General features: G+C 41.2%; 26 protein-coding genes and 2 pseudogenes. All 28 read left to right on the plus strand.

Translation table 11 applies throughout. The features are described 5' to 3' along the window. Positions 1-12 precede the first annotated feature (12 nt). Positions 13-582, plus strand: coding sequence for a flagellar hook capping FlgD N-terminal domain-containing protein (locus JCM16418_RS17265; RefSeq protein WP_036651454.1), 570 nt, complete (start codon positions 13-15; stop codon positions 580-582). Next, positions 579-959 (plus strand): TIGR02530 family flagellar biosynthesis protein, encoded by a 381-nt coding sequence (locus tag JCM16418_RS17270; protein WP_036651457.1) that lies wholly within the window; start codon positions 579-581, stop codon positions 957-959. The genes JCM16418_RS17265 and JCM16418_RS17270 overlap by 4 nt, the downstream gene beginning before the upstream one ends. Before the next feature lie 79 nt (positions 960-1,038). After that, a complete protein-coding gene (flgG, locus tag JCM16418_RS17275) occupies positions 1,039-1,857 on the plus strand; it encodes a flagellar basal body rod protein FlgG (RefSeq protein WP_036651459.1) in 819 nt (272 codons plus the stop codon). A 58-nt stretch (positions 1,858-1,915) separates the two neighbouring features. After that, positions 1,916-2,140, plus strand: a complete 225-nt coding sequence (locus JCM16418_RS17280; RefSeq protein WP_036651463.1) for a flagellar FlbD family protein — start codon at positions 1,916-1,918, stop codon at positions 2,138-2,140. Beyond that, positions 2,137-2,604, plus strand: a complete 468-nt coding sequence (locus tag JCM16418_RS17285) for a flagellar basal body-associated FliL family protein (protein ID WP_036651466.1) — start codon at positions 2,137-2,139, stop codon at positions 2,602-2,604. Before JCM16418_RS17280 ends, JCM16418_RS17285 begins: the two co-directional genes overlap by 4 nt. A gap of 37 nt (positions 2,605-2,641) precedes the next feature. Further along, positions 2,642-3,640, plus strand: a complete 999-nt coding sequence (gene fliM / locus JCM16418_RS17290; protein WP_036651470.1) for a flagellar motor switch protein FliM — start codon at positions 2,642-2,644, stop codon at positions 3,638-3,640. Further along, positions 3,630-4,849: pseudogene (fliY, locus tag JCM16418_RS17295) on the plus strand (flagellar motor switch phosphatase FliY). The gene fliM and the pseudogene fliY overlap by 11 nt, the downstream one beginning before the upstream one ends. A 26-nt stretch (positions 4,850-4,875) precedes the next feature. After that, complete coding sequence (locus tag JCM16418_RS17300; RefSeq protein WP_036651474.1) at positions 4,876-5,241, plus strand: response regulator; 366 nt, start codon at positions 4,876-4,878, stop codon at positions 5,239-5,241. 10 nt (positions 5,242-5,251) lie between these two features. Continuing rightward, a complete protein-coding gene (locus JCM16418_RS17305; RefSeq protein WP_036651476.1) occupies positions 5,252-5,785 on the plus strand; it encodes a flagellar biosynthetic protein FliO in 534 nt (177 codons plus the stop codon). Further along, on the plus strand, positions 5,782-6,534 hold the full coding sequence (fliP, locus tag JCM16418_RS17310; RefSeq protein ID WP_036651478.1) for a flagellar type III secretion system pore protein FliP: 753 nt from the start codon (positions 5,782-5,784) through the stop codon (positions 6,532-6,534). The genes JCM16418_RS17305 and fliP overlap by 4 nt, the downstream gene beginning before the upstream one ends. A gap of 30 nt (positions 6,535-6,564) precedes the next feature. Continuing rightward, a complete protein-coding gene (gene fliQ / locus JCM16418_RS17315) occupies positions 6,565-6,834 on the plus strand; it encodes a flagellar biosynthesis protein FliQ (RefSeq protein WP_036651480.1) in 270 nt (89 codons plus the stop codon). A 12-nt stretch (positions 6,835-6,846) separates the two neighbouring features. Then, complete coding sequence (gene fliR, locus JCM16418_RS17320) at positions 6,847-7,635, plus strand: flagellar biosynthetic protein FliR (RefSeq protein WP_036651482.1); 789 nt, start codon at positions 6,847-6,849, stop codon at positions 7,633-7,635. A gap of 20 nt (positions 7,636-7,655) precedes the next feature. After that, entirely contained in the window at positions 7,656-8,744 is a 1,089-nt protein-coding gene (gene flhB / locus JCM16418_RS17325) for a flagellar biosynthesis protein FlhB (protein WP_172679243.1), read from the plus strand. A 26-nt stretch (positions 8,745-8,770) separates the two neighbouring features. Further along, positions 8,771-10,804, plus strand: a complete 2,034-nt coding sequence (gene flhA, locus JCM16418_RS17330; protein ID WP_036651486.1) for a flagellar biosynthesis protein FlhA — start codon at positions 8,771-8,773, stop codon at positions 10,802-10,804. Next, positions 10,801-12,164 (plus strand): annotated as a pseudogene (gene flhF / locus JCM16418_RS26955) (flagellar biosynthesis GTPase FlhF). Before flhA ends, flhF begins: the two are co-directional and overlap by 4 nt. After that, positions 12,164-13,051, plus strand: a complete 888-nt coding sequence (locus JCM16418_RS17345) for a MinD/ParA family protein (protein WP_036651639.1) — start codon at positions 12,164-12,166, stop codon at positions 13,049-13,051. The pseudogene flhF and the gene JCM16418_RS17345 overlap by 1 nt, the downstream one beginning before the upstream one ends. 33 nt (positions 13,052-13,084) lie before the next feature. Beyond that, positions 13,085-14,491 carry a protein-glutamate methylesterase/protein-glutamine glutaminase gene (locus JCM16418_RS17350; RefSeq protein ID WP_036651489.1) on the plus strand — a complete coding sequence of 469 codons (1,407 nt, stop codon included), beginning with the start codon at positions 13,085-13,087 and terminating at the stop codon, positions 14,489-14,491. A gap of 33 nt (positions 14,492-14,524) precedes the next feature. Continuing rightward, a complete protein-coding gene (locus JCM16418_RS17355; protein WP_036651491.1) occupies positions 14,525-16,624 on the plus strand; it encodes a chemotaxis protein CheA in 2,100 nt (699 codons plus the stop codon). A 21-nt stretch (positions 16,625-16,645) separates the two neighbouring features. Next, a complete protein-coding gene (locus JCM16418_RS17360; protein ID WP_036651496.1) occupies positions 16,646-17,107 on the plus strand; it encodes a chemotaxis protein CheW in 462 nt (153 codons plus the stop codon). Positions 17,108-17,143: 36 nt separating this feature from the next. After that, complete coding sequence (locus tag JCM16418_RS17365) at positions 17,144-17,734, plus strand: chemotaxis protein CheC (protein WP_172679244.1); 591 nt, start codon at positions 17,144-17,146, stop codon at positions 17,732-17,734. Further along, entirely contained in the window at positions 17,727-18,224 is a 498-nt protein-coding gene (locus JCM16418_RS17370) for a chemotaxis protein CheD (RefSeq protein WP_036651501.1), read from the plus strand. The genes JCM16418_RS17365 and JCM16418_RS17370 overlap by 8 nt, the downstream gene beginning before the upstream one ends. A 2-nt stretch (positions 18,225-18,226) precedes the next feature. Further along, the gene (locus JCM16418_RS26060) at positions 18,227-18,469 is read left to right on the plus strand and encodes a hypothetical protein (RefSeq protein WP_242403888.1); all 243 of its coding nucleotides are present in this window, start codon (positions 18,227-18,229) and stop codon (positions 18,467-18,469) included. 2 nt (positions 18,470-18,471) lie between these two features. After that, the gene (locus JCM16418_RS26065; protein WP_242403889.1) at positions 18,472-18,639 is read left to right on the plus strand and encodes a hypothetical protein; all 168 of its coding nucleotides are present in this window, start codon (positions 18,472-18,474) and stop codon (positions 18,637-18,639) included. Between the two features lie 15 nt (positions 18,640-18,654). Next, positions 18,655-19,443, plus strand: coding sequence for a FliA/WhiG family RNA polymerase sigma factor (locus JCM16418_RS17380; RefSeq protein ID WP_036651504.1), 789 nt, complete (start codon positions 18,655-18,657; stop codon positions 19,441-19,443). A 31-nt stretch (positions 19,444-19,474) separates the two neighbouring features. Next, positions 19,475-20,884 carry a flagellar assembly protein A gene (locus JCM16418_RS17385; RefSeq protein WP_036651506.1) on the plus strand — a complete coding sequence of 470 codons (1,410 nt, stop codon included), beginning with the start codon at positions 19,475-19,477 and terminating at the stop codon, positions 20,882-20,884. A 62-nt stretch (positions 20,885-20,946) separates the two neighbouring features. Then, complete coding sequence (locus tag JCM16418_RS17390) at positions 20,947-21,279, plus strand: hypothetical protein (RefSeq protein WP_242403890.1); 333 nt, start codon at positions 20,947-20,949, stop codon at positions 21,277-21,279. Positions 21,280-21,298: 19 nt separating this feature from the next. Continuing rightward, positions 21,299-21,877, plus strand: a complete 579-nt coding sequence (locus tag JCM16418_RS17395; protein ID WP_052020474.1) for a DUF6115 domain-containing protein — start codon at positions 21,299-21,301, stop codon at positions 21,875-21,877. Continuing rightward, a complete protein-coding gene (locus tag JCM16418_RS17400; protein WP_036651508.1) occupies positions 21,874-22,500 on the plus strand; it encodes a hypothetical protein in 627 nt (208 codons plus the stop codon). Before JCM16418_RS17395 ends, JCM16418_RS17400 begins: the two co-directional genes overlap by 4 nt. Positions 22,501-22,640: the final 140 nt, after the last annotated feature.

The raw sequence follows: 22,640 nt of genomic DNA on the forward strand, positions 1-22,640 counted from the left end.
TGGAGGTGAAATATGGCTTCTGATAATTTTTCAACAAGTAATATATGGCCGAATTACTCTACTGCTAATGTTGCTAAGGCAGCCAGTAAGAGCACACAAACCATGGGTAAGGATCAGTTTTTGAGTATTCTAATGAAGCAACTTCAGAATCAGGATCCTATGCAACCAATGGAAGATAAAGAGTTTATTGCACAGATGGCTCAATTCTCGTCGGTAGAGCAACTTATGAACATTTCCAATCAATTGACCACAATGAGTCAGTCTCTAGGTAATGTATCTGGACTTATAGGTAAAGAAATCAGTTGGATGGATGGAGGCACTTCCGGTTCTACTGGACAAGAAAACACAGCCCCACAGTTAAAATCGGGTGTTGTAGACTCCATTATTGTGAAGGACGGAGTGCAATATGCTGCTGTAGGGGATAGTGCAATTCCAATTACAAAAATTATTGAAATTAAAGATGTTCCTAAAAAAGAGCCTACAACCCCTGCGGTAGTTGAGGAGCCAGTTAATAAGCCTGGAGAAGCTCCTAATTCAGAGAAAACGGGTGGTACGGCACAAGCAGGTGGGGAGTCGTTATGAGTGATCGGTTGACGATTGGTCAACTATATCCTACTGCTAAGATTCACCCCTCAACGGTCTCTAAACAACGTGACAAACAAAATGAAAGTACAACATCATTTGATCAACTATTGCAGAAGAATCTACTTAAATTTAGCAATCACGCGGTCAAGAGGCTGGAGCAGAGAGGTATTGAAATTCAAGGGGATCAGCTTGCCCGTATCAATAGTGCAGTCGATAAGGCAGCGGCTAAAGGGAGCAAGGAATCTTTGATTTTGATGAAGGATATGGCTTTGATCGTAAATGTAGCGAATCGTACAGTTGTTACAGCTATGGATGGCAAGTCAATGCAAGACAATGTTTTTACTAAGATTGATAGTGCTGTAGTTATTTCATAAGACTGGCTGGCCCGATAAGGAAGCCAGAGAACTGCTGATCGACTGACGCGGTTCATGACCAATTGAGGAGGAATTTTTTATGTTAAGATCCATGTATTCTGGCGTTTCTGGTATGCGCGGTTTTCAAACGAAGTTAGACGTTATTGGTAATAACATTGCCAATGTAAATACAATCGGTTTTAAATCAGGTCGAGTGATGTTCAAGGATGTAATGAGTCAGACTGTAGCAGGGCTTACTGCACCAAATGATACAGATCAGGGCGGTTCGAATTCGAAGCAAATTGGTCTTGGGGTATCTATTGGCTCTATTGATACTTTGCATTTAGGTGGTAGTGCAATGACTACAAACAATCCTACAGATTTGCGTATTGATGGAGACGGTTTTTTCGTGGTCAAACTTACTGCTGACCAAGATACTCCATTTATGACTCGTGCAGGCGACTTTCATGTCGATGCACAGAAGCACTTAGTAACATCTGATGGATTATTCGTGTGTGATTCTGGTGGAGCTCCAATTACGCTTGAAGAGAACACCGTTTCATTTTCGATCTCACAAGATGGAGTCCTGCTTCAAAAACTTGATGATGGATCTGTTGAAAACGGAACACAGCTTGGGGTTACGAAAGTGACAAATCCAGAGGGGCTTGAGAAGATTGGCGGCAACCTGTATCGAATTACTTTAAACGCTAATGATGGCGGAGAGGTTGCAATTACAACAGCTAATAACTTAGCAGATGGTACGGGTGCAATTGTTGCTGGACAATTGGAAATGTCAAATGTGGATCTGACTAATGAATTCACTGAAATGATTGTGGCACAGCGCGGATTCCAGGCGAACTCAAGAATCATTACTACTTCTGATGAAGTGCTTCAGGAAATTGTTAACTTAAAACGATAATATTGAAGTGAAATCATAGGGGAGGTAGCCTCCCCTAAATTTTCATAGGAGGTCTACTATGATTTCTGTTACTCGTATAAATGGTTCCACATTGTGGCTGAATGCATTAATGATTGAGACAGTTGAAGAAACACCAGATACTTATATCACCTTAATTACAGGCAAACGAATGATTGTATTAGAGAAAGCCGCTGAGGTCATTTCCATGGTAAAGCATTATAATCAGGAAATTGGCGTCAATACTTCAACTATTAAAGTGCAACAAACGGAGGAATCCTCATGAAAAAGATGCTGCCCTGGCTAATTACGATTTTGCTAGCTATAACCTTGATCGTTCTGGCTGTGTTTCTGCTAGCACCCAATCTATTTGGCTCGAATCGTAACGATTCAAATTCGGCATCCCAAGCTATTGAAGTGCCTAAACTATCAGCAGATGAACTTGTTGAAATGACATCGGAAATTACTGGTATTAAGACTAATCTCGCAGATCAGGATTATATCGTATTGATGAATTTTGCGTTCCAATTGAATGACAAAAAGGCGAAAGAAGAGTTCGATAAAATCAAAGAATTCAAAATCAAACCCATTCTTATAAAGGTGCTTGCGGATACGAAACCAGACGAACTCAAGGGCGCCAACGGTTTGGACCAATTAAGCGCAAAATTGATCAATTTGATCAATAAGAACGTGACTCAAGGTAAAGTGAGTCAAATTCAGATTACCGATAAAGTTTTAACAGCATTGTAAGGGATCGTTGAGACAATCCTGCAAGGGGGTGAGATGATTGGTTGATGTATTATCGCAAAATGAGATTGATGCTCTTCTGGCAGCCTTGTCTTCAGGAGAAATGGATGCTGAAGAGCTTAAGAAAGAAGAATCCCAGAAGAAAATTCGATCCTATGATTTCAAGAGAGCAGTTCGCTTTTCCAAAGACCATATCCGTAGCTTAACTAGGATACATGAAAACTTTGCTCGCTATCTCACAACCTATTTCTCTGCGCAGCTTCGTACTTTTGTGCAGATTAGTGTTGTACAGGTTGAACAGCTTCCTTATGATGAATTTATTCGGTCTATTCCTAAAATGACTATACTTAATATTTTTGAAGCAGAGCCGCTCCAAGGTAGGATGGTACTAGAAGTACACCCCAATATTGCCTATTCAATGCTGGATAGACTTCTCGGAGGCGTAGGGATTGCCCCATCTAAAATCAATTCTTTAACTGAAATCGAAACAACGATTATGGAACGTATCTTTAGTCGTGCTTTTGAGAGCTTAGCTGAAGCTTGGAAGACCGTGCTGGATATTACTCCGCGAATGGAAGCGATGGAAACCAATCCGCAGTTTATGCAGATTGTATCTCCTAACGAAACCATTGCTCTAATATCGCTGAGTACGAAAATTGGAGATACCACAGGTATGATTAATTTATGTATACCGCATGTCGTGCTTGAGCCAATTATGTCGAAGTTGTCAGCGCATCAATGGTTTGTTTCTGAGAAAAAATCGAGTGTGCCGGAAGAAGCGGCATCATTAAAGCATAGAATCAGTCTAGCTCAATTAAATATTGTTGCTGAGCTTGGTGACTCTTCCGTTTCGATAGCAGAGTTCTTGGGGTTGAACATAGGCGATGTCATAAGTCTAAATAAACCTGTTCATTCGGGATTGCCAATTAAAGTAGGTAATCGACTTAAGTATATCGGTAGTCCAGGCATGATTAAAGATCGAGTTGCCATACAGATTGATGAGATTGTCAGTGAAGGAGTTGAGGAAATTGACGAGTAAAGATTATTTGTCTCAGGAGGAAATTGATGCGCTACTAAAGCAATCTGAGTTGGATTTTTCCGAAAGTGCCAGCGATTCAAGTGTAGACAGCTACTTAACTGCTCTTGAGCAAGATGCGCTTGGGGAGATTGGAAATATTACTTTTGGTAGCGCAGCAACAGCTTTATCGACACTGCTTGGCAAAAAAGTGGAAATTACAACACCCAAAGTGACTGTGATTACACGTGCTCAGTTTGAGGCTGAATTTCCAAAACCCCATGTCGCTGTTCATGTCAACTATGTTGACGGATTTGAAGGGATTAATTCACTTGTAATTAAGACTAGGGACGCTCAGGTTATTGCTAATTTAATGCTGGGAGGCGACGGTAACCCTGATGATGAAGAACTAAATGAGATTCATATCAGCGCCGTACAGGAAGCATGAACCAAATGATGGGATCATCTGCAACTTCGATGTCAACCATTTTTAACCGGTTCGTGAATATTTCACCGCCAGGCATTGATATTCTGGACATGTCGAGTGGAGATGGAGTTAGTAGTTTACCAACAGGAGAAACGTTAATAAAAATTTCGTTTAGGCTGAAAATCGGTGATTTGATTGATTCTACGATTATGCAACTACTTCCAATTAACTTTGCCAAGGAAATGGTGAGTATGCTTATTAATGGTTCTGATGACTCTGAGCCAGTTGCGGTAGAAAGTGCAGCTGCTGTAGAAGCACCAGAGCGCCCTATTCCTCAGCAGCAGACTAGTACCCAGCCTCCGCAAGCGGCGCCTGTAAATCAGCAGTATAATCAGCCTAATTACGGTATGCCACAAGGTTTTGACCCTAATCAGCAAGTGCCTTATCCAGGTCCACAGCACTATGGTGGTATGCCAAATCGCAATGTCAATGTTCAGCCGGTGCAGTTTTCTAATTTGGAGACTGGATCATTTGGGCATGTCGATCAAAACAATTTGAACTTATTGATGGACATTCCTCTTAAAGTCACCGTAGAATTAGGAAGGACCCAAAAGCAAATTAAGGATATATTGGAATTGTCACAAGGTTCTATTATCGAGTTGGACAAGCTTGCCGGTGAACCGGTTGATATTCTTGTTAACAACAAGTTAATCGCGAAGGGTGAGGTCGTGGTTATCGATGAGAACTTTGGTGTACGTGTAATAGACATCCTTAGCCAGTGGGACCGAATTCAAAAATTACAATAGCAAAGCTTAGGGAGGATTTTAAATCAATGGCAAACCGAATTCTTATCGTGGATGATGCAGCGTTTATGAGAATGATGATCCGTGATATTTTATCTAAAAATGGATTTGAAGTCGTAGGAGAAGCTCAAGATGGTGCACAGGCTATCGAGAAATTTAAAGAAGTACGTCCAGATTTAATTACCATGGACATTACGATGCCAGAAATGGATGGAATTGCAGCACTGAAAGAAATCAAGAAGATTGATCCAAGTGCAAAAGTGATTATGTGTTCAGCTATGGGACAACAGGCTATGGTTATTGACGCGATCCAAGCGGGCGCAAAAGATTTTATCGTAAAACCGTTCCAAACGGATCGTGTTATTGAAGCTATTAATAAAACTTTAGGCATATAGGTTTGTATTTATGAGTACACCAGATACATCCCTTCCTTCAACTGGAAGCAATGCCTTGTACTTAATGTATGTAATTTTTGTTTTGATCATTATTGTTGGTCTGATCATCATATTAATTCGTTTTTTAGGTCGTAAGAATAAAACATGGTTCAGCAATCGCTCTGTAAGAACTTTAGGGACAGTAGGCCTTGGGCCGAACAAGTCCCTTCAAATTATCGAAATTGGAAATAAAATATATTTAGTCGGCGTGGGCGAGGATATTCGCCTCGTTGACAAAATATCTGATCCTGATGAAGTGGCGCTAATTCTGGCTTCATTCGAACAGGAATCTGCGAATCAGGTCGGATCCTTATCTCCTTTCATCGCAAATATGATTTCCAAGCTTCGCAAACAGAAAGTAGTATCTGAGGATATCGAGCTAGAGGATACATCTTCTTTTCATGAAGTGTTCGACGATAAGCTCAGACGGATGTCAAGTCGTAAAGAAAAGATGAAAGAAATTCTGCGGGATGACAATACTACAGATCGGTTGAGGGATCCATGAAAAAAAAGATCTTACTTACATGTATTCTATTGGCTGTAGTCAGTTTACTATCTATGACAGCCGCGTTTGCGGATCCAATACCTAATATTGACATTAAAGTTGGCGATTCCGGTGGGAAGCCTAGTACAAGTTCAATTTCAATTCTATTAATGATAACGGTCATCAGCGTTGCACCAGCAATTTTAATGCTGATGACCAGTTTTACAAGAATAGTAGTTGTTCTTGGTTTTGTTAGAACTTCACTCGGTACGCAGCAAATGCCTCCAAATCAGGTAATAGTAGGATTGGCGCTATTTATAACGTTATTTGTAATGACGCCAACATTTACTTCAGTCAATAATGTGGCTCTTCAGCCTTATCTTAAGGGTGAGATCACTCAGACACAGGCTTTAAGTAAAGCCCAAGAACCGATGAAGAAATTTATGTATTCGAATACTCGGGAAAAAGACATTTTATTGTTTATGAAATATACCAAAGCTGAAAAACCCAAAACGTATAAAGACATTCCACTTACCGTAATGGTTCCGGCATTTGCAATTAGTGAACTGAAGACAGCGTTTCAGATGGGATTTATGATTTTTATTCCATTTCTTATTATTGATATCGTCGTTGCCAGTACTTTGATGGCGATGGGTATGATGATGCTTCCACCAGTAATGATTTCGCTGCCGTTTAAAATTCTATTGTTTGTGCTTGTAGATGGCTGGTATCTAGTCGTCAAATCACTACTGATGAGTTTTAATACTTGAATGTTTTAAAAGGGGGCGGGGGAGTCAGTCATGAATTCAGAGTTTATTATTGGACTCGCCGGGCAAGCAGTTTATACAGTGCTTAAAGTGAGTGCTCCAATGCTTCTATTGGGGTTAGTTGTGGGTTTAATCATCAGTATCTTCCAGGCAACAACACAAATCCAGGAACAGACCTTGGCATTTGTCCCGAAAATAGTAGCAGTCATGCTAGCATTGCTCATCTTTGGACCATGGATTCTAACAACACTTGTTGATTTCACATTTAATATCTTGGACAATTTATACAAATATATCGGTTAGGCGGAATTGGCTATGAACATGGTGTTACAAAGCCTGCCGGTTTTCTTACTTATTTTTTGTCGAATAACCTCTTTTTTTGTTGTCGTTCCAGTGTTTTCTTCTAAAGGAGTTCCGAATATATTCAAAATCGGTATTTCCTTTTTCATATCAGTTTTGGTTTTTCTAACTTATGGCATCCATCAACAGATTCCTACTGACCTTTCATACGTACTGCTTATTATAAGAGAAATACTTATTGGCCTGTTGCTTGGTTTTGTAGCATACATGATGTTTATGGTTATTCAGACGGCGGGTTCCTTTATTGATATCTCGATCGGTTTCGGAATTGCGAATGTTATTGATCCGATGACGGGTGCATCTTCACCCATGTTAGGAAACTTTAAATATATGTTTGCTCTTTTATTGTTTCTTACAATGAATGGACATCATTATTTGCTTGATGGCATTATTCACAGTTACGACTGGGTTCCTCTATCAAATCAGTTATTTATGAAATTATATAATGGTAGTTTGTCGGAATTTTTAATTCAGTCCTTTGGACAATCTTTTGTGTTAGCATTTCAGATGGCTGCTCCTTTAGTAACTACATTGTTTCTAACGGATATAGGCCTTGGTTTTCTTGCACGAACAGCGCCACAATTTAATGTATTTGTCATCGGTATACCGCTTAAAATCATAGTGGGTCTGATCATGCTGCTTTTACTCGTTCCCAGTTTTTCGTACATATTTGGTGAACTATTCGGAATTATGTTCGAGTCGATGCAGAAATTGCTGGCAGTTATAGGACATAAACCGAGTTGAGCAGGACGGAGGGACAACATTTGTTGTACAGGTATCCACTAGATTTACAGCTTTTTGCCGGAGAAAAGACTGAAAAAGCAACACCAAAGAAACGGCAAGATTCTCGTAAAAAAGGTCAGGTGGCCAAAAGTCAGGATCTTTCGGGAGCTGTGGTCCTGTTATCTTCCTTCTTCACTCTTCTTATGTTTGGAGGTTATCTCAGGGAACGGCTAGTTCATTTGTTTACAGATGTTCTGACTAATCGCTTAAACACTGAAATATCAATTAGTAATGTAATGAGCTTGCTTATGAAATATGGGATACAGATATTATTAATGCTGGCCCCCCTTTTTATCAGCGCAATTGTGATGGGATTGGCAGCTAACATGCTGCAAGTAGGCTTTATGATTACTGGAGATCCGTTAACGCCGAGATTCAGTAAAATCAACCCAATTAAAGGCTTTAAGAACATTTTCTCGATGAGGTCACTGGTTGAATTTGCAAAATCGATCTTTAAACTTACGATTATCGGTTTTCTAGTCTATCAAACATTGTGGGGAGCATTAGCTGGAATATCTAAGCTATCCGAAGTTAATATCGAGAAGTCTTTTCATTTCGTCGCAAGTTTGACACTGAATTTAGGTTTGAAAATTGGAGTTGCCTTGTTTGTACTCGCTGTACTCGATTTCTTATATCAGAAATATGAATTTGAGAAAAGTATTAAAATGTCCAAGCAAGACATTAAGGACGAGTATAAGAAAATGGAAGGCGATCCTATGATTAAAGGTAAAATCAGGGAACGTCAACGCAGGATGGCCATGCAGCGCATGATGCAAGAGGTGCCTAAAGCGGATGTGATTATTACAAATCCGACCCACTTTGCGGTAGCTTTGAAGTATGAGGGTTCTCAAATGGAAGCTCCTCAAATTGTCGCCAAAGGCCAAGATTTTGTGGCACTGCGTATTAAAGAGATCGCCAAGGAGAATGGCGTAATCACTATGGAAAACAAGCCGTTGGCCCGCGCACTGTATCAAAGGGCAGAGATCGGGGATTCGATTCCTGCAGATTTGTTTCAGGCGGTGGCTGAAGTACTGGCATATGTATATAAATTGAAAGGCAAAGTTAAATAACGCAGGGATCGGAGGCTAAGAAGACCTTGAAAATTAAAGAGATAACAGTTCTACTCGGTGTCATCGGCATCGTGCTTATGATGATTCTTCCGATCCCGCCATGGCTTTTGGATATTCTTCTTGTCATCAATATATCTCTTGCGCTTATGATTTTGCTAGTTGCGATGAATACGCAGGAAGCGCTGCAATTTTCCATTTTCCCGTCTCTTCTTCTGATTACTACGCTATTCAGGCTCTCACTAAATATTTCGACGACAAAGCTAATCCTTTCTAAAGGGGAAGCTGGACAAGTCGTTGCTACTTTTGGTAGCTGGATTGCTAATGGTGAGATTGCAGTTGGATTCATCGTGTTTCTGATTTTAGTCGTTGTTCAGTTTATTGTCATTACGAAAGGTTCGGAACGCGTAGCTGAAGTTGGGGCGCGGTTTACCCTTGATGCGATGCCCGGTAAGCAGATGAGTATTGATGCCGATCTGAATGCGGGAATGATTAACGAGCAGCAGGCTAGAGAACGCCGTAGAAAAGTTGAACGTGAAGCTGACTTCTATGGTGCAATGGATGGTGCTAGTAAATTTGTCAAAGGTGATGCGATTGCCAGTATCATTATCCTTCTAATTAATCTTGTTGGTGGATTTATCATTGGTATGGCAATGCGAGGAATGTCTTTTGGTGATGCATTATCAACGTATTCCATATTGACAATTGGTGATGGGCTCGTAAGCCAAATACCTGCGCTTTTGATTTCGACTGCTGCAGGTTTGATCGTAACTAGGGCTTCCTCTGAAGGTAATTTAGCAAATGATCTTAGCAAGCAACTGATGGCCTATCCTAATCTGTTGTATATTGTAGCGGTCACAGTTACACTATTAGGCCTCTTTACACCAATACATTTGCTTACAACATTGCCGATGGGAATATTGCTGGTCTTTGCAGCACGTAAAATGAAACAAAATTTAAATCGTAAGCAGATTGAGGACGAGCAGCTTGAAGAGGAACAACAGATCGAAGAAGTGCGTAGTCCTGAAAGTGTCATCAACCTCCTTCAAGTTGACCCTATCGAATTCGAATTTGGTTATGGGCTAATTCCACTCGCAGATACGCAGCAGGGCGGAGATTTACTTGACCGAATTATTATGATTCGCAGACAATGTGCACTTGAACTAGGCCTAGTGGTCCCTGTTATCCGAATTCGTGACAATATTCAACTAAAACCGAATGAATACGTCATAAAAATTAAAGGAAATACGGTCGGAGGTGGTGAATTATTATTAAATCACTACTTGGCCATGAGTCCGGGTTATGAGGATGAATCTATTTCAGGGATTGAAACTTTGGAACCTGCCTTTGGCCTTCCCGCGTTGTGGATTGATGAAGCAACCAAAGAACGCGCTGAACTGTCTGGTTATACGGTAGTTGATCCACCGTCGGTGGTAGCTACTCATTTGACTGAACTCATTAAGAAACATGCACATGAATTGATTGGACGTCAGGAGACGAAGACACTAATCGACAATTTAAAAGAAAACTATGCAGTTCTTGTCGATGAACTTATTCCCTCCGTGCTCACAGTGGGTGATGTGCAAAAAGTACTAGCCAAGTTACTACGTGAGAAAATTTCTATACGTGATCTAGTAACTATATTTGAATCTCTAGCAGATTACGGTCATTTTACAAAGGATCCGGACGTTCTTACTGAGTATGTTAGACAAGCCCTTTCCAGACAAATAACGCAGCAATATTCCCAACAGGGGGAGACGTTAAGGGTTATTACAGTAGGACCTACACTGGAGAAGAAAATTTCGGACAGTGTACAACAATCGGAACAAGGAAATTATCTTGCGATGGATCCAATGTCAACCCAAACAGTTTATCAGAAGCTGAATGAACAAATTAATAAGCTGCTCCAATCGGGCCAGCAGCCGATTTTGCTCACATCGCCAAATATACGTATGTATTTACGTCAAGTAATTGAACGGACCATGCAGGATATTCCGGTCCTATCTTATAGTGAACTTGAACCAAACGTTGAAATTCAAAGTGTCGGAGTGGTGAATTTATGAGAGTAAAGCGTTATCTGGTTGATACCATGCCCGAAGCTATGCTCCAGATTCGCAATGATCTTGGCATTGACGCTGTAATTTTAAGCACGAAGGAAACGAAGATTGGTGGTTTCCTTGGAATGTTTCAGCAGAAGAAGATCGAAGTTATAGCTGCAATCGAGAGCGAGGAGCAGTCTGAATCGTCTGTAAAGTCTCAACAGGCTGCCCCAGTAATGAAGTATGCTTCTATCCCACAAAGAGCGGTACCTAATGCGTATAAAAAAACCGCTGAACTTACCTCAGCAATGAAGGTTGAAAGGCCCGAAGTAGCTGTTACCACAGAGAAACCCTCATTAGTAAGGATGATGTAGATTTAGGCCAAGTGGAACAACAGAATATCAAGCCTGCTCTTATGATGAAAGATGATTCTGTGGCTAACATCCCGAATAACTTTGACTCGATCACGAATGCGCATTTGAGTGAGCCAAATCAAGATCCTGGTCTCACTGAAGAAAAGTTAGTTGAAGAGATGCGGCAGATGAAGATGTGGATGGCTAAGATATCCCGTCAAACACGTTCGTCACAAGAGCTGCCACTTCCCTTACAGAAACTTCAGGATCGTCTTCGTGACCAAGACGTGGACCAGCAACTTATTGATGAATGGCTGGAGCCGGTACGCGAGAGCTGGGAAGGGAGTGGTCGTACACAGGATGAGTTAGGGTTGAATGCGGTTCTACATGATACGATTAATTCTTTCCTTCGTAATCGTTTTGGTGGTGGTATTAAGGATGATACAAGGATCGTCTACGTAGCTGGCCCAACGGGTGTTGGAAAGACAACCACGATAGCCAAGCTTGCAGCTGAGCAGCTGTTTCGTTATCAGCGTAAAGTTGGATTCATTACATCTGACACATACCGAATTTCGGCTGTGGAACAGTTAAGAACCTATGCTTCTATTCTGAATGTTCCTCTTGAGGTCGTACAGTCTCCGGGTGATATGCAGCGAGCCATTCAGCGTCTAAATCACTGTGATTTAATCTTAATGGACACTGCAGGGCGAAATTATCGTAATGAGATATTGGTATCTGAACTTCAAAGCTTGCTATCACCAATTGAAAATAGTGAAACCTATTTGGTTCTTAGTCTTACTTCTAAGTTTCAGGATATGAAAAAAATTACGGAGCATTTCAGTAAATATGGGCTGGATAAAGTAATTTTTACGAAACTGGATGAAACCGGAAGCTACGGATCTATATTCAATCTCATTCATGAATACCCACTTCATTTATCGTATATGGCAAATGGACAAAATGTTCCGGATGATCTGCTAGTACCTAATGAAAAAGCACTATGCAGTCTCCTGTTAGGAGAAAATGAATGATGATGGATCAAGCACAGCCTTTACGTAATCTGGTGCAGAAGCAAGCATCCGAACCGGGGAATGTAGGGCGTACGGCTAAGTTCATTACGGTAACAAGTGGAAAAGGAGGAGTAGGCAAATCCAATTTCACCCTTAACTTCGCTCTGAACTTACAAGCGCTAGGTCAAAAGGTACTGGTCTTTGATGCAGATATAGGCATGGCTAATCTTGATGTTCTAATGGGAGTTTCCTCTCCCTACAATTTATATCACTTGCTACGGCGAGAGAAGAGTATTGAAGAGATCATTGCCAAAGGTCCGAATTCCCTATCTTATATTTCAGGAGGTTCGGGAATGTCGGATTTGCTCTCCTTATCTCAAAATGATTTAGACTATTTCATAACCCAGATCGAAAAGTTGGCTGGAGAGATGGATTATATTATTTTTGATACTGGAGCTGGACTATCAAAAGAGAATTTAAGTTTTATTCATTCGGCTGACGAATGCTTTGTGGTTACAACACCCGAGCCGACTTCGATAACGGATGCCTACGCTTTAATTAAGGTGGTTAGTGGGACTGAACAAGAACAACAAGTTCCTTTCAAACTCGTAGTTAACCGTGCAACGGATGATAGAGAGGCAGCGCAGACCGCAGAGAAAATTGCAATGGCAGCTCGAAAGTTTCTGAATGTGGAGGTTAAACTACTGGGTTACATTAAGGATGATTCACATGTTGTACAGGCTGTGAAGAAGCAGATCCCATTTTCTATAGCTTTTCCTAATTGCGATGCATCGCGGGATATTCAGCGAATAACCCATCGTTATAAGATTGTACAATCTTTCCCGGAACCGGGTGCCTTGGCAGGAATCAAAGGATTTATGCAGAAGTGGCTTCGACGTACAAAATGATTCTTCCGTAAAAGGGACAGGGGTGGAAATGGCATGACGCCATACAAAGTCATAGTAGTAGATGACTCGGCATTTATGCGAAAAATCATTTCTGATTTGATCGAGAAGGATACTTCTTTTCAAGTGGTGGATACAGCGGTGAACGGCCGAGAGGCTGTTGATAAAATAATAAAATTAAAGCCGGACATTGTCACCATGGATGTTGAGATGCCAGAATTAAACGGCTTGGAAGCTTTAAAGGCCATTATGGCTGAGCATCCCCTTCCTGTCATTATGCTCTCGGGTATTAATGAAGAGGGGATGAAAGAGACAATCATTGCACTGGAGTCAGGAGCTTTTGATTTTATCCGCAAGCCTTCCGTATCCCATTCTCAACACATAGATCAAGTCGGAAAGATATTGCTGGAACAATTAAGGGCTGCGATGAGTGCTAAAGAACGACGGGCAGCTTGGCAAGCAGAAGAGGAGAAGCGAAAGCAAGAGACCACATCCTTTGTTCAGCAACAGTCATCGTTAATAATTAACAAGTTGAATAAAGAGAGTATTTCTCTTGCAAGGCCATCGTCAAAAAAACCCGACAAATTATTGGGTACAAGCAGCAGGCTGAGTACCGATTCTCTTTCTTATAAGAAGCCCGACAACTCTGGAATGATGAAGTCCAATCCTTCTAAAAGAGATACAAAAGTTTCAGAAGAGATTCAAACAGCGATACCAAAGAATGTGAATTTAGATAAAGCGCCTAAGAGTTTACGAGGCAAAGAATCTTCTGAGTCTCAGAAGTCGTTAAAAACAGCAAGTTCAATTCAGCCTGCTTCTATAAAATTAGGCAAACGAAATTCCTTTGATCATGTGAAGAATGAGTCATTTAGCGATCTTATTGCTGTAGGTTGTTCGACTGGTGGACCTAGGGCTTTAAAAACGTTGTTGGAACAATTACCCGCGGATTTTCCAGCTCCTGTTGTGATTGTACAGCATATGCCACCGAAGTTTACGCATTCTCTTGCACAGCGTCTGAATACATTCAGTCCGCTTGAGGTGTTAGAGGCTGAACATGGAATGCTTTTGCAGCGTGGTAAGGTTTACATCGCTCCTGGAGGTTACCATATGCACGTTCTAAATAGAACTGGCAATCAATACTCCATATCACTTTCAGATGAGGATCAATACAACGGACATAAACCATCTGTCGACGTTATGTTTAAATCATTATTAACGATTACAGATATCAAACTTCATCTTGTGCTCATGACGGGTATGGGAAGTGACGGCGCAGATATGATGAAGCGTCTATATGATAAGGGAGTAACGAGTACCTTTGCTGAAAGTGAAGAGACATGTGTAGTGTACGGTATGCCGCGTTCAGCCGTCGAGTTAAAGTGTGTTAATCATGTTTTGCCGCTATATGACATTGCAGGCAAACTAGTTCAAGCAGTGAAGTAACGGAATGTGAACTCATAGAGGAGGTGTCTCACAATGGACATGAATCAATATCTATCAATGTTTATTGATGAGTCGAATGATCATCTGCAATCATTAAATGAAAATATGCTTCTGCTGGAAAGCAACCCAAATGATCTCTCAATCGTACAAATCATTTTCCGTTCAGCGCACACGCTTAAAGGGATGGCTGCAACGATGGGGTATGAAGATCTTGCTTCGCTTACCCACCAGATGGAGAATGTACTGGACTTAGTTCGTAATGAGAAGCTTGCAATGCAGGATTTTATTTTTGATACGTTATTTAAAGGGTTAGATATCCTAGAATCAATGGTTGAGGATATTACACAGGGAGGCGAAGGCAAGGCTGATGTCTCCGGGCTCGTGACTCAACTCCAAGCGATTGTCCGTGGTGAGGTAGTATCTACCAAAAACGGCGGAACTGTAGAACAAGCGTCTATAAAGAATAATGTGCCAGCTATAAAAACAAGTTCTGCTATTCAACTTGACGAGTTTCAGTATTCTGTACTAGATCAATCCATTGCCGAAGGGCATCGTGTACTTTATCTTGAAGTATTCATTCGTGAAAACTGTCAGTTAAAGGCTGTCCGTGCATACATGGTATTTGATGCGTTGGAGAGATCCGGAGAAGTCATAAAATCGTATCCGAGTGTACAGGATATCGAGCAAGAAAAATTCGATCACAGTTTCTCATTATATTACATAACTCAGAAAGATCCGGCTGAGCTGGAACAACTGATTCTTAATGTTTCCGAGGTTGACCGGGTTGAGTTGGTTGAATTGGATCATGAATCATTGAAGCAAATGGGTGAATTGGCTACTTCAACTTCAGAAGTAGCCGCGGCGTCGGTACAACTTGAATTGCCACCTGTAGATTCTGAGCCTAGCAATAAAACGGTATCCGAGACTGCAGCAGTAAATCAATCGGCTTCAAAAACGGCTCCCAAAGCAGTTACTTCGACTCCTTCGAGAACCATCCGTGTTGATATTGAAAGACTTGACGTGCTTATGAATCTGTTTAGTGAATTGTTGATCGATCGCGTGCGACTAGAACAGCTGGCAAGCGAAGCAAAGGATCATGCGCTCACTGAAACCGTTGAACATATGAGCCGAGTTAGCTCTGATTTGCAGAATATTGTACTCAAGCTTCGGATGGTACCTGTAGACACAGTGTTTAATCGTTTTCCGCGGATGGTGAGAGACCTTGCAAAATCACTAGACAAAAAAATCGATTTAGTTATAACAGGTGCAGAAACCGAGTTGGACCGCACAGTGATAGACGAAATTGGCGATCCATTGGTTCATTTACTGCGAAATGCTGTAGATCACGGTATAGAGCCTGTAAGTGACCGCTTAGCTGCCGGTAAACCTGAAATGGGTACTGTAAACCTACGCGCTTTTCATAGTGGAAACCATGTTTTCATTGAAATTGAAGAGGATGGCCGAGGGATTTATCGTGATAATGTTCTGAAGTCCGCTCTGAAGAAAGGTATCGTTACTCAGGAACAAGCTAATGCCATGTCAGATGAGGAAGTTAATCAACTACTATTCGCTGCTGGTTTTAGCACGGCGGAGAAAATTTCAGATGTATCCGGACGAGGCGTTGGATTAGATGTCGTTAAAGCCAAAATCACGGCTTTAGGTGGTCATGTAACCATTTACTCTACACCAGGAAAAGGAACAAATTTTTCAGTCCAATTACCTTTGACACTCTCCATTATTGCGGCGATGATGGTACAAATGGGTTCTGAGAAGTATGCCATTCCACTGTCTTCTATTGTAGAAACTGGCATAATTAAAAAAGAACAGATCCGCAGTGTACACGGCAATAACATGATCGAGTTCCGTGGTTCGCATATCCCTCTCATTTCATTAAGTGGAATTTTTGGGATTAAAGATTTTAATGAAGCCAGCGAAGACGAAACCGAAATTGTTGTGATTCAAAAAGGAGATCGGATGGCGGCTTTAGCTATTGATGAATTTATTGGTCAAAATGAGATCGTGCTGAAAAGTCTAGGCAAATATTTGCCTCAGGTTAAAGGTATATCTGGCGCTACGATACTTGGTGATGGACAAGTTGCGTTGATTCTTGATCCAAATGTGTTTATTAAGTAGACAAACAGGGAGGTTTTTGGCGTGGGAGAAGAATTGAAAGTTATCGTTTTCAAATTAGGAAACGAAGAGTACGGAATTGAAGTAGAGAAGGTTCAAACGATTGAACGCATGCTTCCTATTACTCGGGTTCCGAAAACATACACCTTTGTAAGAGGCGTAATCAATTTACGTGGAGTTGTTATACCAGTAATCGATCTTCGTGGAAGGTTCAATCTGCCGGAAGGTGAATATACGGATCAAACCCGTATTATTATTGTGGCTGTAAATGAAATGGAAGTCGGTTTTATCGTCGATTCAGCAAATGATGTGATTGATTTGAATACGGATCGCATTGAATCTCCTCCAGAAGTCGTTGGAGGCATCAAAGCAAAATATTTGGATGGCGTTGCAAAAATCGGTGATGATCGCTTGTTGATCATGTTAAACTTGGCAGAAGTCCTTAAGAAGAGTGAGATTATTCAGTTAGAAAGTATAGAGGACTAGGTTGTGGATGTCTTCAAATATTTCAAGGAATTTAAAATGGATGTTCTGAAGGAAGTGGGTAATATCGGCGCGGGCAACGCCGCAACCGCTTTATCCCGCCTTCTGAACAAGCCCGTGGACATGGCTGTTCCTAAAGTGCAATTACTTCCTTTTGAAGAAATCTCTGAAAAAGTAGGCGGAGCCGAACAGGTAGTTATAGCCATTTTCCTTCGAGTTGAAGGTGATGCACCAGGTAATCTATTTTTTATACTTAGTCCAGATGCAGCCAAAAGCTTACTGAAAAGATTAGCGGGTATCCATGTAGAAGAAGGAGATTTCAATGAAATGGAGCAATCTGCTCTTAGTGAAATCGGTAATATTTTAGCGGGGTCCTATCTCTCATCGTTGGCTGATTTCACGAAGTTGTCGATGTCACCGACAGTTCCTTCATTAGCAATGGATATGGCTGGGGCCATATTGGGTTATGGTTTTCTGCAGTTCGGACAAATGGGAGACGATGCCCTCTTGATCGATACTACATTTCTGGAAGGGGATCAGGAAGTTGAAGGACAATTCTTCTTGATTCCTGATCCGGAATCTTTTGCCAAAATATTTCAAGCACTAGGAGTGCCGCTAGAGAATGATTGAAGAGCAAAGCATCGTGAAAGTAGGTATGGCTGATCTAAATATTATCAGACATTCTGGCGTAATTCGTACGCTGGGTCTGGGCTCATGTGTTGGTGTTACTTTATATGATCCCGAGCTCAAGCTTGCCGGAATGGCACATATTATGCTGCCGTCATCGGAAATTGCCCGCGAAGGTCAACTGAATATTGCTAAATATGCAGATACGGCTTTACCTGCTCTGATGGATAAACTGTTAGCACTGGGAGCATCCCCCTCACGCATCGTAGCCAAAATGGCCGGAGGATCTCAAATGTTTGCCTTTGCAGGAAGTGGAGACACCATGAGAATTGGTCCACGTAATGTAGAATCCAGCAAGCTAATATTAATGGAGCTTCGCGTACCGTTATTAGCAGAAGACACTGGCGGTAACTACGGTCGTACAATTGAACTGGATTGTAGCACAGGGATATTATCCATCCGCAGTGTACTAATGGGTGTAAAGGAAATGTAGCCATGAAGGGTAATATGATATTTAATGTGGTATTTGGAGCTGTAGGATTTGTAGTAACATTCCTATTTTCAATAGGAAATAATTTATTGATGACAAGTATGATCCGAGGATTAATGTCATTTGCTATTTGGTTTTTACTTGCTTTTATATTGCGCTGGGTATGGGGTGCTGTCAGCATCCCTGCATCGTCATCGGCCTTACAGCGGGACAACATGTTGTTGAAGAGGATCGCGGAAGCAATTTAGATATGACAATACATGATGAGAGTAACGAACTGAATGAATTATTGAAACCAAAGCCTAATTCTTATCAACAAGACGGGAATGGTTTTACACCTTTGGATCCGCCTAAACTGGTTACAGCGAAGGATCCAGAAGAATTGGCTATGGCCGTTCGTCACCTGACAGACAAATAAGGAGGGTGAGGGCTAGTGAACGAGCGTAAAGCTTCACATCTGAATCATGCCGAGCTCTGGGAACAATGTAAAGAAGATGGCAACTTAGAAGCGAAAAAGAAATTGATTGAAAATTATTTGCACATTGTAGATTATGTTTCCAGTCGTTTAGCGATTGGTTTGCCTAAAAATGTTTCTAAAGATGATTTAGCAAGTAACGGAGTTATGGGTCTCATTGACGCCATTGATAAATTTGATTATAAACGTGGTCTCCAGTTCGAGACGTATGCCTCTTTTCGAGTACGTGGAGCTATACTGGATTCGTTGCGTCAGGGGGATTGGGTTCCCCGTTCCGTAAGAGAGAAAGCGAAGAAGATTGAAGATGCATACCAGCAGTTAGAGCAGCGTCATTTGCGTTCTGTAAGCGATGGGGAAATGAGTGAATATTTGGACATTTCCGAGAAAGATTTCCAACATATGCTCCAGGAAGTTGCCGTCATGACTCTTTGTTCGCTGGAAGATCCTATCCGTGAGGAAGAGTCTGAGACTCGCCTGTCGGTTATGGTAGATGATAAAGCTAAAAATCCGGATTACAAGGTTAATGAATTTTATCTGAGAGAGTCCTTGGTTAAGGGAATCGAGAAGCTCACAGAAAAAGAACGTACCGTTGTATCTTTACTATATTATGAAGACCTATCGCTTAGTGAAATAGCTGAGGTTATGTCGTTATCGCCTTCTAGAATATCTCAGCTCCATTCTAAAGCAATACTGCGTCTGAGAGGAACCTTAGAGAAACACCGCGACCTATTGATGCAAAACGATTAATACCGCAGGATAGTAGAAAGGAGGAGGCCTTTTGTCAGCTCAATTTACTCTTGATACGTATTTAAACATTACTTTTTCAGAGGATAAGAGCATCGCTTATTTACAGTTTACTAAGCGTGATGAACAATTTAAATGTTCTGAAGATGAACTGAATCTGTTTCTTCGTAATCATCAAATCAACCATGGTATTGAAATTGCTACGCTCAGTCGGATTGCTAGTCATCCAGAAGAATTTATGTTTAATCGCACGCCAGTTGCCATGGGGGATCAGCCCCAAAGTGGTAAGGACGGACGAATTGAATTTGTCTTCAAACTAAGTGATGAGAAGCAGCATCGTCCGTTAGAAATCTCTGATGGTAAAGTCGATTATAAAGAATTGATTAACTTAAATAATGTGAATAAAGGCCAACTGATTGCGAAGAAGATCCCTCCTGAACCTGGAAAAATAGGGTTTTCTGTAACGGGTGAGCCCATTCCTTTTAAACCGGGAAAAGAGGCTTTTTTCAAAGTAGGGAAGAATGTGGTCCTTGACTCTGAACAAACTTCGATGTATGCAGCTATCGATGGTTTAATTACATTGACGGATAAAAACAAAGTCAATGTATTCCCGGTTTATGAAGTGAATGGTGATGTTGATTACAGTATCGGTAATATAGATTTTGTAGGTACAGTAGTCATTCGAGGCAATGTACTCACCGGATTTAGAATTAAGGCGGCTGGCGACATCCGTGTTGTGGGTGGCGTAGAGGGTGCTGAATTAGAAGCAGAGGGCTCAATTGAAATTACCAGTGGTATCATCGGATATAACAAGGGTTATGTCAAAGCTGGGAAGAATGTTAAAAGTTCATTTATTCAGGATGGTAATGTAGTGGCGGGAGAAGAAGTTATTGTATCCCAGAGTATTATGCACTCTAATATCAGAGCAGGTAAAAATGTCATTTGTAACGGGACAAAGGGCTTAATTGTTGGAGGAAGCATTCAGGCTGGCGAGAGAGTAGTTGCGCGTACAATTGGTAACTCCATGTCGACGATAACGAATATCGAAGTCGGGGTTTTACCAGAGTTGCGAAATGAGCTGGTTGATTTACGTGCACAAATCAAGCAGCAGATGGATGCCTTAGATAAGACGGATAAAGCGTTACATTTGCTAAATCAGCTTGCTTCGACAGGTCAATTATCACAGGACAAGGCATCATTACGTCTCAAACTAAATGTTACTAAGAAATCGAATCTAATGGAGCAGACAGTGGCCAAAGACCGAATTCTTGAGATTGAAAAGACACTTGAGGACACAGGCACGGCTAAGGTTAACGTCATTCGGATGATCTATGGAGGTTCTAAGATCGTGATTGGACGTTATACGAGGTTTGTTAAAGATCCAGCTGAACGTGTATCCTTTTATTATCATGAAGGTGATATCTCGATGGTTCCTTATTTATAAAATACTTAAACATACAAGCAATACTATTACTTTCCCATCCTTATTAAGATGAGGTGAAGCTCATGAGTATGAAATCGGTAGAGCTGCAAATTGCAATTCCCCGGACCAGCGAAGCAGGTAAAATTCAAAATGAGCTTCATCATAGGTCCTCGCAAGAACAACAATTTCTTGCGGGACAGCAGATTAAGGCTAGTCAGCAAATGCGACAACGTAGTACAGAGGTTGATGAGAGCGCTCATACCGAAGTAAGGGATGAGGGCAAACCTAAGTATTCTGGACAGCAAGCAACAGATGAGCATAAATCACAGCAGGAGACAGAGCAGCGAACACATGCGCTGAGCACCCATATAAGGGTCACCATCTGGATGTCTCGCTCTGAACATCATTTGAGTTAGTATAAAGGAGACCAATCGTTTGGAACCATGGATGATTGTTGTTGTATTAGGTGCTGCCGCTCTTGTATATGCTCTACTGTTACCTAAGCAGCAAAAGGGAGAGGCAGCATCTGCAGATAAGGTTGTTAAAGAAGTGGAAGCAACTTTGGAACAGTATATGGCAGATATTGAAAAAGAAAATGATGAATTGGTTGATTTAATTAGCCAAATGAAGCAGGATACTTCATCAAGACAACTTGCTCAGCAGGAGCAGTTGGCTGAGCTGAGACAGCGAATTGTGCTGGTTGAACAACAAGCTGCAGCTAATGATCTTCGTTTAAATACTGCTGAGAATAAGCATTCACAGCAGTATTTTTCTGAAGCAAAACCTAGTAATTCATCTGAGAACATCACGCTTCATTCTGAGGAAGCGACTACCGAACTTGAGGAGAATATCTCTCTTAAGAAGCACGAGCCATCTATTAAAGACCGCTATCCAGAATTGTTTGAGATGTATAGCAATGGAAAGTCGGTTGATGTGATAGGCAAAATGATGGGTCTACACAGTGGAGAAGTACAGCTCATTTTACAACTTGCTAAACAGGAGGAGTTGCAATGATTAGAAATCGTTCATTTATGACTGGCCTTGGCATTGGCCTTCTAATTGGAGCACTTCTGTTGCAGCTTATGTTAATGGGTCAAGGTCAAAGTGTAGTAGAGTCCCAAAATCCACAGGTGAAGCTAACTAAGGAACAACTTGAAGAGCAAGCCAGTGCTATGAAACTTAAGATAGTGGATCCCAAGGATCAGCTGTTGACCCAAGAAGAATGGAAGCAGAAGGTAATAAGCGATGCCGCTAAAGCTAAGGAGAGTGGTGTTAAGACACCTACCAATGGAGGAGCAGCGAAGCAACCTTCTAAACCTACCGAACCTAAACAGCCAAAAGATAATGAGAAACAGACTGATATTACCTCAGACAAGCCTGTTTCTACCAATAAACCTGATACTCCAAAGACACCTTCATCCGTAAAAATAGAGTATAAAATCTCGGATGGTAAGTTTCTGCAAGATGTAGCTGAAGACCTGAAGAAGGCTGGGGTCATTTCCGATACCAATCAGTTTATTCAAAAAGGCAGATCAAAGAAAATGAGTACTAAAATTCAGTCAGGTACCTATTATTTTGAACCAGGCGAGGATTTTAACAGCATTCTCTCTAAAATTACGGCAAAACCGGCAAGCTAGCATAATGCAGCCTGACGGTTTTTTTGTTGTCTATAAATGCTAACAAAGGCGTTGCATCATGATTCCAATTGTGTTATAGTAATTAACGGTGTTAAAACACACGCTGTCTGATTTCGTCAGGGGTGCTTACCCAGATGGGA

Origin of the sequence: Paenibacillus pini JCM 16418, assembly GCF_000576305.1 — a bacterium.
Lineage (GTDB): Bacteria > Bacillota > Bacilli > Paenibacillales > Paenibacillaceae > Paenibacillus_AQ > Paenibacillus_AQ pini.

Coding starts and splice junctions, on each gene's coding strand:
- JCM16418_RS17345 (WP_036651639.1), top strand. CDS start 12,164: ATGATGGATCAAGCACAGCCTTTACGTAATCTGGTGCAGAAGCAAGCA.
- JCM16418_RS26060 (WP_242403888.1), top strand. CDS start 18,227: ATGAAGGGTAATATGATATTTAATGTGGTATTTGGAGCTGTAGGATTT.
- fliP (WP_036651478.1), top strand. CDS start 5,782: ATGAAAAAAAAGATCTTACTTACATGTATTCTATTGGCTGTAGTCAGT.
- JCM16418_RS17350 (WP_036651489.1), top strand. CDS start 13,085: ATGACGCCATACAAAGTCATAGTAGTAGATGACTCGGCATTTATGCGA.
- fliR (WP_036651482.1), top strand. CDS start 6,847: ATGAACATGGTGTTACAAAGCCTGCCGGTTTTCTTACTTATTTTTTGT.
- JCM16418_RS26065 (WP_242403889.1), top strand. CDS start 18,472: ATGACAATACATGATGAGAGTAACGAACTGAATGAATTATTGAAACCA.
- fliQ (WP_036651480.1), top strand. CDS start 6,565: ATGAATTCAGAGTTTATTATTGGACTCGCCGGGCAAGCAGTTTATACA.
- flgG (WP_036651459.1), top strand. CDS start 1,039: ATGTTAAGATCCATGTATTCTGGCGTTTCTGGTATGCGCGGTTTTCAA.
- JCM16418_RS17400 (WP_036651508.1), top strand. CDS start 21,874: ATGATTAGAAATCGTTCATTTATGACTGGCCTTGGCATTGGCCTTCTA.
- JCM16418_RS17280 (WP_036651463.1), top strand. CDS start 1,916: ATGATTTCTGTTACTCGTATAAATGGTTCCACATTGTGGCTGAATGCA.
- JCM16418_RS17285 (WP_036651466.1), top strand. CDS start 2,137: ATGAAAAAGATGCTGCCCTGGCTAATTACGATTTTGCTAGCTATAACC.
- JCM16418_RS17265 (WP_036651454.1), top strand. CDS start 13: ATGGCTTCTGATAATTTTTCAACAAGTAATATATGGCCGAATTACTCT.
- JCM16418_RS17270 (WP_036651457.1), top strand. CDS start 579: ATGAGTGATCGGTTGACGATTGGTCAACTATATCCTACTGCTAAGATT.
- JCM16418_RS17300 (WP_036651474.1), top strand. CDS start 4,876: ATGGCAAACCGAATTCTTATCGTGGATGATGCAGCGTTTATGAGAATG.
- JCM16418_RS17355 (WP_036651491.1), top strand. CDS start 14,525: ATGGACATGAATCAATATCTATCAATGTTTATTGATGAGTCGAATGAT.
- JCM16418_RS17370 (WP_036651501.1), top strand. CDS start 17,727: ATGATTGAAGAGCAAAGCATCGTGAAAGTAGGTATGGCTGATCTAAAT.
- JCM16418_RS17365 (WP_172679244.1), top strand. CDS start 17,144: ATGGATGTTCTGAAGGAAGTGGGTAATATCGGCGCGGGCAACGCCGCA.
- JCM16418_RS17305 (WP_036651476.1), top strand. CDS start 5,252: ATGAGTACACCAGATACATCCCTTCCTTCAACTGGAAGCAATGCCTTG.
- JCM16418_RS17390 (WP_242403890.1), top strand. CDS start 20,947: ATGAGTATGAAATCGGTAGAGCTGCAAATTGCAATTCCCCGGACCAGC.